Here is a 13,802-nt window from a genome sequence, read left to right on the forward strand (position 1 = left end):
CCGGATCGACCGTGACAAACTTCACGTCCCCGGGGTCCCTCTAGCGGACGACATGCCCGGTGGACACGACCAGACCCTGCGACCGTTCCTGTGGCGCGCGACCCGACTGTACCCCGACACGGAGATCGTCTCCCGCGAACACGACGGCCTCCGCCGGTACACCTACGGGGAGTACGCCGACCGCACCGCCCAACTGGCGAACGCGCTCGACGACTACGGGGTCGAGGCGGGCGACCGCGTGGCGACGTTCTGCTGGAACCACGCGCGTCACTTCGAGACGTACTTCGGCGTGCCGACCATCGGCGCGCAACTGCACACGATCAACCCCCTGCTCCCGGACGAGCACGTCCGCTACATCGTCGACAACGCCGAGGACGAGCTCGTCTTCGTCGACCCCTCGCTGGCCGGTAAGCTCGCCGCCGCGGCCGAGGACGCCGCGGAGTTCGACGGCGTCGACTTCGTCGTGATGGGCGACGAGCCGGTCGCCGAACTCGACGCGACCCCCTACGAGGAGTTCATCGGGGGGCACGACGCCGACTACGACTGGCCCGAGTTGGACGGCGACCAGCCCGCGGGGCTCTGTTACACCTCCGGGACGACCGGACGGCCGAAGGGCGTCGAGTACACGCAGTCGATGCTGTGGAGTCACACGATGGCGTCGCTGACGCCGCAGGGGATCCCGATGACCGACGCGGACGTGGTGATGCCGGTGGTCCCGATGTTCCACGTCAACGCGTGGGGGATGCCGTTCACGGCGACCGCGGCGGGCGCGAAGCACGTCTATCCCGGTCCCTCGCCCGAGCCCGCGGACCTGGCCTCGCTCATCGAGGAGGAGGGCGTCACCATCTCCGCGGGCGTACCGACGGTCTGGCTCGGGCTCCGCGAGTACATCGAGGCGGGCAACGACGTGGACCTCTCGGCGCTGGACACGATCATCGTCGGCGGGTCGGCCGCGCCGCCCGCGCTGATCGAGTGGTACGACGACCGCGGTGTCGAGCTGCTGCACGCGTGGGGGATGACCGAGCTCTCGCCCATCGGCACGGTCTCACACCTCAAACACGACCTCCGGGACGCCGACTACGGGACGCAGGTCGAAAAACGCGCGAAGCAGGGGCTGATCGCGCCCGGGCTGGAGTTCCGCGTCATCGACGAGGACGGCGAGGAGATCCCGTGGGACGGCGAGGCGTTCGGCGAGTTGCAGGTCCGCGGGCCGTGGGTGACGAAGGAGTACTTCCAGCGCCCGGACGCGACCGCCGAGGAGTTCGAGGACGGCTGGCTCAAGACCGGCGACGTGGTCACCGTCGACGAGGACGGCTACCTTCAGATCGTCGACCGCACGAAGGACGTGATCAAGTCCGGCGGGGAGTGGATCTCCAGCGTCGAACTCGAGAACGCCATCATGGCCCACGAGGACGTGAGCGAGGCGACCGTCATCGGCGTCCCCCACGAGCGCTGGCAGGAGCGCCCGGTCGCGTTCGTCGTTCCCGCCGAGGCCGCCGACCGCGACGCCCTCCCCGACGAGATCGACGCGATGCTCCGCGAGGAGTACCCCAAGTGGTGGCTGCCGGACGCCGTCGAGTTCATCGACGAGGTGCCCAAGACCGCCACCGGGAAGTTCTCAAAGAAGGACCTCCGCGAGCGCTACGCCGACCAGTCGCTCGTCGAGGGCGCGGTCCCCGAGGAGGACGCTCCCGAATAGCCCTCAAAGTGCCCATCCGATGACGGTGAGGGTGTGGTGCGCTGCTGTCGCGGGGCGGTGCTGTAGCGGCCGGCGCGCGCGAGCAACGCGCGCGAGGGAGGTCGCGGGCGGGGCGCGATGCGGTGCGGTTCCGCGCCCCGCCCGCGGCCGAGGTTGGGGAGGTGTGAGGTTGCGGGGCGGTCGCGGTGCGGTTGCGATGCTGGGCGGTGCTGTCGCGGTGGGTGGGACTGAAAGGGGCAGCCGGCTCGATCCTGCCCGGACGACGCAAGCACTCGCGTCGGGCGTTGCGGAGAGACGCGAGCGCGCAGCGAGGCCCGGCGGGTCGAGCCGGCTGGGGCTTTCTGGATGGTGCTGTCCAGAGTAGCAGAGCCTACGACAGAGCGATTTCCGGATGAGGGAGAGCCGGCTGGGGCTTTCTGGATGGTGCTGACCCAAACAGCAGGAGTAACAGAAAACGCAAAAACGTCGTACAGAGTCCCGATTGGGCGGATCCGAGTGTCCGATCCCCGCCTCAGTCGTCGACCGGGCTCTCGTCCGGCGACTCGTAGATGATCTCCACCTCGTCGGCGAACCGCTCCAGAATGTTCCGACGTTTCTTCTTCATCGTCGGCGTGAGTAGGTCGTTCTCCTCGGTGAACTCCTCGGCGACGAGCCGGAACTGCTTGATCTGCTCGAACGCCTCGAACTCCTCGTTCACGCGGTCGATCTCTTCCTGAATGCGCTCGCGGACGCGTTCGTCACGGCAGATCGCCGTCCGGTCGTCCGGGAGGTCGATGCCGCGGTCGGCCGCCCACGCCTCGACGCGCTCGAAGTTGGGCACGAGGATGGCGGAGACGAACTTCCGGGAGTCCCCGAGCACCAGACACTGCTCGACGAACTCGTTGGCAGCGAATCGGTCCTCGATGGGGCCGGGCGCGACGTTCTTTCCCGTCGAGAGCACCAGCAGCTGCTTGGCGCGCTCGCGGAACGCGATGTAACCGTCCGGTCGGACCTGGACGATGTCGCCGGTCCGGAACCACGGGTCGCCGCCGTCGTCGGCCTCGGTGAACGCCTCCGCGGTCGCCTCCGGCTTCTGCCAGTAGCCGTCGGTGACCTGCGGGCCGCGGACGAGCAGTTCGCCGACCTCGCCGTCGAGGTCCGCGACCTCCTCGCCGACCACCGCGTCGTCGATCCGGATCTCGGTGTCCACGACCGGCGGGCCGATGGTGCCGACCTTCGGCTCCTCCGGCGGGTTGACGCTGATCACCGGCGACGTTTCGGTGAGGCCGTACCCCTCCAAGATCGGGAGGTCCATCCCGTGATAGAGCGCGCACAGCTCGGCGGAGAGCGACCCCCCGCCGGAGATGAAGAAGTCGACGTTCCCCCCGACGCCCTCGCGAACGCTGGAGAAGACCAGCCGGTCCGCGATCGACCGCTTGGCCGACAGCAGCGCGCCGGGGTCGTCCGCCTCGTGGTACGCCCGGCCCACGTCGACGGCCCACTCGAAGATCCGCTCTTTCACCGGGGACTCGCTCGCCTGCTCGCGGATGGCGTCGTAGAGCTTCTCGTAGACGCGCGGAACGCTCGTGGTGGTGGTGGGTCGCACCAGCCCGAAGTCCTCCCGCAGCGTGTCCGGGCTCTCGGCGTACGCGACGGTCGCGCCCGCCGCGAACATCATGTAGTGGCCCGCCAGCCGCTCGAAGACGTGCGCGAGCGGCAGGAAGGAGAGCGTGGTCGAGTCCGCGGAGATACCCGCCACGTCGGGGTCGCGGTCGGGACGATCCGCGAACCGCCGGTAACACTGGTTGACGTTCGCCCGGAAGTTGGCGTGCGTGAGCTGGACGCCCTTTGGTCGGCCCGTCGTCCCCGAGGTGTAGATGAGGCTCGCGAGGTCGTCCATCTCCGTCTCGTCGAGCCACGACTCGTAGGCGTCGAGGTCGAACGCCTCGGCACCGCGCTCGTGGAGGTCGCCGAGGGTGAAAACGTCCGGCTCCGCGCCCGCCTCGCCGGGGTCGTCGAACGACACCACCGCGTCGAGCTCGTGCCCGAGGTCGTCGCGGACGCCCTGCACCTGCTCGAGAAGGTCGCGGTTCTCCGCGACGACGACGGTCGCCTCGGGGTCCTCCAGCAGGTAGCGGAGCTGGTCGTCCGACGAGGAGGGATAGACGGTGGTGACGGTCGCGCCCGCCGCCAGCGCCGCGAAGTCCGTCTGCGCCCACTCCATCCGCGTGTGGGCGTAGATCGCGACGCGCGTCCCGTTCTCGACGCCGATCTCGCGGAAGCCGGCCGCGAGGTTGCGGACGACGTCGCGCGTTTCGGCGTAGGTGAGGTCCGCGTACTCCCCCTCCGCGGCCGGCGGGACGACACCCGCGGAGACGAGCGAGCGGTCGTAGATCCCCCCTTTGTAGCGCTGCGCCACGCGGTCGGCGTTCCGGTCCGCGCTCCGCTCGAACGTTCGGGAGAGCGTCTCGGTCGCGATCGCCGGGTCCGAGAACTCCCGCTCGGCTTCCTGCCAACTCATACCGCACGCAACCCGCGGGAAGTTAATAAACGGACCCCCCGACCTTTTTCTGCGTCGGGTTCGCGCGCCGCAGGCGGCGCGCTCACCACTCCTTGAAAAATGTCGATCAAAAAGGAGCCGCGGTCGGCGCTGCGGGCGCTTCGCGCCCTCGCGCCGCCGCGGTACCACACCTCGACAGAAACAGCACCGCGACCGCATCAGCACCGCCACCGCAACAGCGCCGCATCGCCACAGCACCGCATCGCCACAGCGCCGCACCGCGACAGAAAATTCTGTGAAGCCCGCGCGGAACCGGGCGTTAGGCCAGCGCCATCTCTTTCACGAGGATGCGCTCGTCGCGGCGCGCGTCCCACTCGATACGGTCGCTGACGCCGTAGACGGAGTACTGGCGGTTCAGGAACACCCACGGCGCCTGCTCGTGGATGATCGCGTTCGCCTCCTGCAGCAGGGCGTCGCGCTTCTCGGGGTCGCCCTCCTCGCCGGCCTGCGCCATGAGCTCGTCGACGCGGTCGTCGGCCCAGTGCATCCACGCGCCGTCGCTGACGAGGTACGGCAGGATGTTGCGCGCGGCGTCGAAGGTTGGGTTGCCGAAGCCGATGAGGTGGAACTTCGGCCGCGTCTCCAGCTTCCCGTCGACGATCTCCTGCACCAGCGCGCCGAACTCGCGCTGCTGGACCGAACAGGAGACGTTGTCGAGGTCGTCGATGAAGCCCGCGACCGTCTCGGCGATCTCCACGTCGCGGAGGTAGCGTCCGACCGGCGTCTCGAGGGTGATCTCCACGCCAGCGTGACCGGACTCCTCGACCAGTTCCTCGGCACGCTCGGGGTCGTGCGGGTACGGCTCGATGTCGTCGTTGTAGCCCGTGTACCCCTCGAGCGTCGCCTGCGAGGTGGGGTCACCGAAGCCGTCGAGCACGTTGTCGATGATCGAGTCGAGGTCGACCGCGTAGTTGAGCGCCTGCCGGAACTCCGGCGAGGAGAACGGCTCCACGTCGTAGCGCATCGGCGCGAAGATGATGCGCGTGCTCGGCACCGCGGTGATGTCGGTCCCGTCCTGTTCCTCGATCCGGGGCACCTCGTTGGGCGGGACGTTGACGGTGAGGTCCGTCTCGCCGGCCAGCAGCGCGGAGACGCGGGAGCTGACCTCGCTGGCGGCGTTGAACGTGACCTCGCGGACGTCCGGCTCCTCGCCCCAGTAACCGTCGAAGCGCTCGAAGGTGATCGACACGTCCTCCTCGTACTCGGCCAGTTCGTAGGCGCCGGTGCCGTTGACCGCCTGCGCGATGTCGTTCTCGGCCACCCACGCCTTCTCCAGCACGTTCCCGGTCGTCGCCAGGTCCGAGAAGATGGTCGGGTTCACGGCGCCCGACTCGATCGTGACCACGCCGGCCTCGTCGTCCGCGGTCGCCTCGTCGATGCCGGGCAGCTGGTCTTTCCGCGCGCTGACGATGTCCACGTCGTCGTCGACGACGCGGTTGATCGAGTAGGCGGCGTCGCTCGCGGTCAGCTCGGTGCCGGAGTGGAACTGCACGCCCTCCCGCAGCGTCAGGTCGGCGCGCCCGTCCTCGACGCGCTCCCAGTCGGTCGCGAGCTGGCCGACGAGCCGGCCGTCCGCGTCCCGGAAGACGAGCGTCTCGTAGGCCTGCCGGAGCACGTTCGTCGTCGGCGTCTCGCCGTGGTTCTGCGGGTCGAGCGTCGCCACGAGGTTCCCCTGCGTGATCGTGATCGCGTCGGCGTCCTCCTCGTCGCCCTCGGTCGTCGTCTCCGTTTCGCCGCCCTCTCCGCCCGCGCCCTCGGCGCTCTCCTCGATGTCCTCGATGTCCCCGCCGCCCGTACAGCCGGCGAGCGCGGTCGCGCCCGCGGCCCCCGCGGCCGTCAGAAACCGGCGTCGCGTCGCGTTCCGAGTCTCCGTCGTGTCGGTCATACCCCCGCTTGGCGACCCCCACCTAAGCGGCGCGCGGCCCCGTCAACGCCGGCCGGGTCGTCCGCGTCGCGTCAAAAGCCGCCGGTTCTCGTCGCTCGCCGCCGGCCGGTCCCCCGGCCAGACCTCGCGTTCGCGACCCCCGGTGCTGGTCCGCCGTCCACGAACCTCGGGGCGTGCTGTCACGCCCCTCCCGGCCCATATTGCCGCCGTCTGTGATGCCTATGATGCATTTTTCTGTCAGAATGAATGTCCCGAGGGAATTTCTGCGGCGGTTCCAGCCCCAGTTTGACGCCGCGCTCCGGAGACGGGGGCGGTCGCGGCCCCCCGGGCGCGCCGCTCAAGTGTCTCCGCCGCCAACTCGGAGCAACGTGAGCGACGCCGACTCCCCCCTATCCGAGGACCGACCGACGGCCGACCGGCCGTTCCGGGTCGACGCGCCGTTCGAGCCCGCGGGCGACCAGCCGGCGGCCATCGAGGAGTTGGTCGAGGGGTTCGAGGCGGGCGCCGAGGAGCAGACCCTGCTCGGGGTGACCGGCTCCGGGAAGACCAACACCGTCTCGTGGGTCGTCGAGGAGCTGAACACGCCGACGCTCGTCTTGGCCCACAACAAGACCCTCGCGGCTCAGCTCTACGAGGAGTTCCGCGAACTGTTCCCGGACAACGCCGTCGAGTACTTCGTCTCCTACTACGACTACTACCAGCCCGAGGCGTACGTCGAGCAGACGGACACCTTCATCGACAAGGAGATGTCGATAAACGAGGAGATCGACCGCCTGCGCCACTCCACGACGCGGTCGCTGCTCACCCGCGACGACGTCATCGTCGTCGCCTCCGTCTCGGCCATCTACGGCCTCGGCGACCCGCAAAATTACCGCGACATGTCCCTCCGGCTGGAGGTCGGCGAGGCGGTCGGCCGCGACGAGCTGCTCGCGCGGCTGGTGGACCTCAACTACGAGCGCAACGACGTGGACTTCACGCAGGGGACCTTCCGCGTCCGCGGTGACACCGTCGAGATCTACCCGATGTACGGCCGGTACGCGGTGCGTGTGGAGTTGTGGGGCGACGAGATCGACCGCATGCTGAAGGTGGACCCGATGCACGGCGAGGTCGTCTCGGAGGAGCCGGCGGTGCTGTTCCACCCCGCGGAGCACTACTCGATCCCCGACGAGAAGTTGGAGCAGGCGACCCGGGAGATCGAGGACCTGATGGAGAAGCGCGTGCGCCACTTCGAGCGCGAGGGGGACCTCGTCGCCGCCCAGCGCATCGAGGAGCGCACCACCTTCGACCTGGAGATGCTCCGGGAGGCGGGCTACTGCTCGGGGATCGAGAACTACTCCGTCCACATGGACGACCGCGACGTCGGGGACGCGCCGTACACCCTGCTCGACTACTTCCCGGACGAGTTCCTCACCGTCATCGACGAATCCCACCAGACGATCCCGCAGATCAAGGGCCAGTACGAGGGCGACAAGTCCCGCAAGGACTCGCTGGTCGAGAACGGCTTCCGGCTCCCCACCGCCTACGACAACCGGCCGCTCACCTTCGAGGAGTTCACCGAGAAGACCGACCGCACGCTGTACGTCTCCGCGACGCCGGGCGACTACGAGCGCGAGCACTCCGAGCAGGTGGTCGAGCAGATCGTCCGCCCGACCCACCTCGTCGACCCCGAGGTGGAGGTTGCCGACGCGACCGGGCAGGTCGAGGACCTCATGGACCGCATCGACGAGCGCATCGAGCGCGGGGAGCGCACGCTCGTCACCACGCTCACCAAGCGCATGGCCGAGGACCTCACGGAGTACCTGGAGGAGGCCGGCGTCGAGGTGGCGTACATGCACGACGAGACGGACACCCTGGAGCGCCACGAGATCATCCGGGACCTCAGGCTCGGCAACATCGACGTGCTCGTCGGCATCAACCTGCTCCGGGAGGGACTCGACATCCCCGAGGTGAGCCTCGTCGCCATCCTCGACGCCGACCAGGAGGGGTTCCTCCGGTCGACGACCACTCTCGTCCAGACGATGGGGCGGGCGGCCCGCAACGTCGAGGGCGAGGTGGTGCTGTACGCCGACGAGATGACCGACTCGATGCGGCGGGCCATCGACGAGACGAACCGCCGCCGCGAGATCCAGCGCGAGTACAACGAGGAACACGGCTTCGAGCCGACGACCATCGACAAGCCGGTCGGCGAGACCAACCTCCCCGGCTCCAAGACCGACACTTCCGGCGTCTCCGTCGGCGACGTGGAGACCGAGGAGGGCGCCCGCGAGCAGATCGAGGCGCTGGAGGAGCGCATGGACGAGGCCGCGAGCAACCTGGAGTTCGAGCTGGCCGCCGACATCCGCGACCGCATCGCGGAGCTCCGGCAGGCGTTCGAGTTAGACGCCGCCGACGAGGGCGTCCCGGCGCCGACGGCGGACGACTTCTGACGCGGACGGCTTCTGACGCGGACGGCTTCTGACGCGGACGACTTCTGACGCGGACGGCTTCTGATGCGGACGACTCCTGACGCCGACCTCGCCCCCGCGGTCCACGCCGTCCCGCCTTTCTTAAGTTCCGGCGGCCGCTCCGGTCGGACATGGTCGCTGGTTCCCGCCGGCTGCTCGGCGTCGGGCTGCTGGTCGTCTCCCTGCTGGTGTTGACGCAACCGCTCGCGCTCCGGAGCGTGTCGGCCGCGACGGTGCCGGCGCTTTCCGACCCCGCGAGCTACCTCGCCGTGCTCCCACCCGCGGCGCTCGCGGCCGGCGCGACGCTGTTCGTCGCCGGCGTCGCCGCCGTCCGCGGTCGGACCGTGAACACCGTGACGGCGCTCGCGGTCCCGCTCGTCGCGGCGGTCGCGGGCCTCGCGCTGCTCGCGAGCGCCGCGGAACCGGACGCGGCGGCGCTCGGCTCCGTCGCCGCCCTCCGCGCGCTGGTGACGGGCGTCCCCGCGGGCTTCCTGCTGTCGGGCGCGGCGGTCGGCGGCGCGGTCGCGCCGGTCGTGCTCGGCTCCGTCACGGAGGACACCTACGCGCTGCTGGCCGGCGCGGTGGTGCTGCTCGCCGGCATCGCCGCCTCCCCGGCCCCCGCGGCCGCCGCGGTCGCGGGACTGCTCGGCGGCGGCCTCGCGGTCGCGGCGCTGTGGGCCGTCGACGCGGAGGGCTGGCGGCCCTGATCGGTCAACCGAACGGAGCCACGCCGTTTCGGTGAATAGCCATTCGTTAGCCCGCTATTCATACAAAATTCAGTCCATAGTGAGTAGCACGCGAACGACACCGTGCAGAGGAACCTTATCTCGGTTTGCGATCCCCAAAAATTCCGTAAAACTGTGCGACACGATATGCAGCGAAGACAGTGAACACGATCGGCATCCCGATAAAGAAGATCAGGAGCAGATCTCCGCGTGTGAATAGCCCGGTGATCGCGTTTCTGGCGACTCCGGGGAGTCCCGAGATCACGATGGGGGTGAACAAGAGGATACTGAACAACAGAGCGGCGGTCAGTTGCGTGTATGGCCAAGGGTTGTCACCGGATACTCGCGAGGCCATTAGACACCCACCTCGCTGGGGAGTTCATTGTCTGTCGGTGCGTGGATACGCGTCGTCCAATCCTGTCTCGCCCATTCCTGTGCGCGGCGGACGCGATTGGACGCGGATTGGAACTGGTCCGGGTCGCTGTGTGCCTCAATGTAGCGGAGACGGTGAAGTAGGCCGTCCATATTTGCGTTCTGAATGCCGAGGCCAGGGCGTCTATTCACTTCGAGGACCATCGGGCCATCGTCCTCATCGAAGACGATGTCGACACCGGTGTATCCGAGGCCACTGGCGATGGCAGCCTGCGAAGCCGTCGTGAGGATCTCCTCCCAGTCGGGAATGGTGAATTCGAGGTCGGCACCGGTATCGGGATGGGTATCGATGAATGCGTCGTGCGTTTGCTGATAGCCACCGGACGCGGTCCCGGTGGCGATATCCACGGCAACGGCGACTGCACCAGTGTGGATGTTGGCGGTTCCATTCGATTCTTCGGTCGGAAGCCGAACCATCGACATCACGGGGAAGCCGAAGAGAGTGATGACGCGAAGGTCGGGTACACCACCTGTCGTTCGGTTCGCAAGCATTCCGTCGGGCGTAATGAAGCCTTCGACGAGTGCCTCTCGCCGAGCACCATAGTCGCTGACACCACCGACGCAGATGTTTCGAGTATGAGCCACGATCTCGTCAGTTGTTAGCTGCCCGCGATTCGTGAGGAAGTCGCCGGTCTCTCCGTCTCGGCCACGAACGGCGAGCACGTCACGCCCACCGGATCCATCTATCGGCTTGATGGCGAACGTATCCTGCGTCTCAAGGAGGGTCCGAAGTTCGTCGAAGTCGGACTCGTCTTCGGCGATGAGATAGGTGGCAGGTGTAGGAATTGAAAGCCCATGGAGGGTTTTCTTCATCTTGGCTTTGTTGAATTCCGCCATAACCGCCGTGGGGTTGTATTTGCCGATGAACTCTCGGTTCCTGACACGCATCGTTAGTACGTTGCCGGCGTTCTCTTTCCCAAGAGAGCGCCGCAACGTACTGAACCGGAGGTATTCGCCGAGGCGGGTGTCAGTGACGCTTCCGAGGAGAATGTTGATGGCGACGAGCCCGACCCACAGTTCTGGCGAGCGGATGACAAGTGTAACGAGCGGCTCGTAGGTGATGATCAGGAACGCTGCAGTGATACTGAGAAGGGTGGCAGCGAGGCGTCGTGTCGCAGGTACCCACCCACTTTCGCTGAGACTCCCGACGAAGCGCTCTGCGTACCACGTCGTCAGCACTACGGGAAAGAGGATAACTGCTTGGAGCGGTGGGATGTTTTGGAGTTGCCCGGCCGCTTCGAGAACAAATAATCCAATCGCTGCGACGACGAGGAGTGACGCCACACGGTGGGCGGTTCCGAGGTCCAATTCGCTGATAGCCACACGGGCAAGTGCCGTGATAAGGAAGATGTACGCGATAACGATAAAGCCCCAAAACGGTCCAATGATCACCCACGAAAAGGAGAGAATCACGGGGCCGAACACGCCGAAGGTGCTCATCCCAAGTTCGTTCCGGATGACAGCGATGACTGTCCCGGCGATCATCAGTCGGAAGGCAAAGTCGAGGTCCTGAGCGACCGGGACGAACAACTCCGAACTGGATCGGAGAAACACGGCGACAACTGCCAATCCGAACAGCAGTACTATGCCCGGTAAATGTTGTCTATATTTCACGTCCATGATTCACCTGCGAACACCTCACAAAGAATGGTCTGACTAACTCCTTCATGCAGAAGCGAGACGAATCGCACACACCCACCCACAAGACAGCGCTTGAACAACATATCTATATCCATATTTGTATAAAAGTATTTAAATTAGACTCTTTCAACCTTTGTTCAGAATCAAGTGGCGTACTCCTCAAAACAGGTCGATCACACCTGAAATCGCGATAACTGTCTTCGGCTTCAGAAGGTCAGATCCCCGTATTGAACGACCGGGAGATACAGACACGGCAACTGTTGGGTCACTTCGGGGGCGAGATCGCGCCGGTCCCGGCCACGTTGACGAAACAGAGATACCCTGGACGCCGCGGCTATTCGACCAGCCGCTCGATCTCGGTGACGAGGATGCCGGACGCGCCGACCGCCTTCAGGTCGGTGATCGTCTCGAACACGTCGCGCTCGTCGACGACTGCGTGGACCGCGACGGTCTCCTCGCCGTTCGCCTTCTCCTCGACGTCCATCACCGTCGGCCCGCCGAGTCCGGGGATGACCTGCTTCACGTCGTCGAGGTTCGCCTTCGGCGCGTTCATCATCAGGTAGCGTTTCCCCTCCGCCTCGGTGACGGACTCGAAGGCGGTCCGGACCTGCTGGACCTTCTCGTCGTCGGCCACCTCCGGCCGCGCGAACAGCCGGACCGATGACTGGAGCACCTCGTCGATTATCTCCAACCGGTTCACCTGCAGCGTCGTCCCCGTCGAGGTGATGTCCACGATGGCGTCGGCCATCTCGACGTGGGGGGTGAGCTCCGTGGCGCCCGTCACCGTCACGACCTCCACGTCGACGCCGACGCTCTCGAAGTAGGCGCGGGTGATGGCCGGGAACTCGGTGGCGACCGTCCCGCCGCGGAGCTCCGCCACGTCCTCGACGCCGTCCGCCTCCGGCGCCGCGAGGACGAGCCGACAGTTGCCGTAGCCGAGGTTCAACAGGTCGACGAGCTCGTCGCCGTCGGCGGCTGCGGCGGTCTCGACGACCCCGCCCGACTCCTCGGCCTGGTCGAGCCCCGTGATCCCCAGGTCCGCCGCGCCGTCGCGGACGTACTCCGGGATGTCGGCCGCGCGCGCGAACAGCACAGACACGTCCGGGTCGACGGTGTCGGCGTACAGCTGTCGGTCCGCGGTCTTCTCGACGTGGAGCCCGGCGCGCTCCAGCAGGTCGATGGTCGGCTCGTGGAGTCGGCCCTTGTTGGGCACGGCGATGCGCATACCCGACCCTCGCGCGGCGGGGGGAAACCGTTTTCGTCCCCTCGGAGCCCGCCGCCGGTGCCGAGGTGAAGCCGCGACCCGCGGCGAACCCTTTTGTCCGAAGCCGCGGCCATCCGTCTTCGGGCGCGCGGGCGGTGGTTCAGCGGCTCGCGAGCGCCGACCCACGAGCGGGACCACCCACAGTCCGAATAGGTCGCGGGGACGTCGTCGGTGCGGGACGGGGGACCGCGCCGACGGCCGCGATCGAACCCTTAAGGCCCCTCCGGAGTGACCACGCCGGTATGACCCGGGGCGACCTCGAGGCGGTCCGCGGCGCGACGGACCTCTACTACCACGACACGGGGATGTACGACACCGACGGGTACGGGACGGTCTACGTCTACGACACGCCCGAGCCCGCGGTGATCGACACCGGCATCGGAACGAACCGGGAGCTCCTGTTCGAGAACCTCGCGGAACTGGGGATCGGCCGCGAGGACCTCTCGTGGGTCCTGCCGACCCACGCCCACCTCGACCACGCCGGCGGCGCCGGCCACCTCGCCGCCGAGTACCCGAACGCCGAGGTCCGGATCCACGAGCGCGGCGTCCGCCACCTCGTCGATCCCGACCGGCTGGTCGAGGGCACCAAGGCCGCGGTCGGCGACCAGTGGAAACACTACGTCGAACCGGAGCCGGTCCCGGAAGACCGGATCGCGGGGGTCAGAGACGGCGACCGGATCGATCTGGGCGACCGGACGCTCGAGGTGATCGAGGCGCCCGGCCACGCCCCCCACCAGACGGTCTTCCACGAGCCCGACGAGGGCGTCGTGTTCACCGCGGACGCGCTCGGCATCTACGTCCCGCAGATCGACCGGGTGCGAACCACCTCGCCGCCGCCGCAGTTCGACCTCGACCGGTGCCTCTCGGACGCATCCGCCATCGCGGATCTGACGCCCGAGACGCTCTGCTTCGGCCATTTCGGCCCCCGCGAGTACGACCCGTCGATCGTCGAGGAGACCAAGCGGGCGTACGTCGAGTGGGTGGAGGCCGTCCGCGCGAAGCGCGCCGAACTGAGCGACGACGACGCGGTCATCGACCACTTCGTGACGGCGGCCGCCGAGGACGCGGGCGACTTCTGGAACGAGGAGCGCCACCGCGCCGAAGCGCGGCTGAACACCCGCGGCGTGCTGGCGTTTCTGGACCGGCGAGACTGAGTCCGGAGTGGCAGGCCCG

8 protein-coding genes are annotated in these 13,802 nt (G+C 67.5%); 4 read left to right on the forward strand and 4 right to left on the reverse strand.

Annotation, left to right across the window (positions count from 1 at the left end; all coding sequences use genetic code 11):
- Nucleotides 1–52: 52 nt before the first annotated feature.
- A complete protein-coding gene (locus ACZ432_RS07465; RefSeq protein ID WP_426964010.1) occupies nucleotides 53–1,699 on the forward strand; it encodes a long-chain fatty acid--CoA ligase in 1,647 nt (548 codons plus the stop codon).
- Nucleotides 1,700–2,210: 511 nt separating this feature from the next.
- Here ACZ432_RS07465 and ACZ432_RS07470 read toward each other — a convergent pair.
- Nucleotides 2,211–4,199, reverse strand: coding sequence for an AMP-dependent synthetase/ligase (locus ACZ432_RS07470; RefSeq protein ID WP_426964009.1), 1,989 nt, complete (start codon nucleotides 4,197–4,199; stop codon nucleotides 2,211–2,213).
- A 298-nt stretch (nucleotides 4,200–4,497) separates the two neighbouring features.
- A complete protein-coding gene (locus ACZ432_RS07475) occupies nucleotides 4,498–6,123 on the reverse strand; it encodes an ABC transporter substrate-binding protein (protein ID WP_426964008.1) in 1,626 nt (541 codons plus the stop codon).
- A 368-nt stretch (nucleotides 6,124–6,491) separates the two neighbouring features.
- On the opposite strand from ACZ432_RS07475, the gene uvrB reads away from it, so the two are divergent.
- Complete coding sequence (gene uvrB, locus ACZ432_RS07480; protein ID WP_426964006.1) at nucleotides 6,492–8,549, forward strand: excinuclease ABC subunit UvrB; 2,058 nt, start codon at nucleotides 6,492–6,494, stop codon at nucleotides 8,547–8,549.
- A gap of 149 nt (nucleotides 8,550–8,698) precedes the next feature.
- On the forward strand, nucleotides 8,699–9,274 hold the full coding sequence (locus tag ACZ432_RS07485) for a hypothetical protein (protein WP_426964004.1): 576 nt from the start codon (nucleotides 8,699–8,701) through the stop codon (nucleotides 9,272–9,274).
- A gap of 372 nt (nucleotides 9,275–9,646) precedes the next feature.
- On the opposite strand, the gene ACZ432_RS07490 is transcribed toward ACZ432_RS07485, so the two are convergent.
- Both ACZ432_RS07490 and hisG read right to left on the reverse strand, forming a co-directional pair.
- A complete protein-coding gene (locus ACZ432_RS07490) occupies nucleotides 9,647–11,344 on the reverse strand; it encodes a sugar-transfer associated ATP-grasp domain-containing protein (protein ID WP_426964003.1) in 1,698 nt (565 codons plus the stop codon).
- 355 nt (nucleotides 11,345–11,699) lie between these two features.
- Entirely contained in the window at nucleotides 11,700–12,590 is an 891-nt protein-coding gene (gene hisG, locus ACZ432_RS07495; protein ID WP_426964002.1) for an ATP phosphoribosyltransferase, read from the reverse strand.
- Between the two features lie 281 nt (nucleotides 12,591–12,871).
- On the opposite strand from hisG, the gene ACZ432_RS07500 reads away from it, so the two are divergent.
- Nucleotides 12,872–13,783, forward strand: a complete 912-nt coding sequence (locus ACZ432_RS07500) for an MBL fold metallo-hydrolase (protein WP_426964001.1) — start codon at nucleotides 12,872–12,874, stop codon at nucleotides 13,781–13,783.
- Nucleotides 13,784–13,802: the final 19 nt, after the last annotated feature.

This window comes from Haloparvum alkalitolerans (assembly GCF_055381565.1).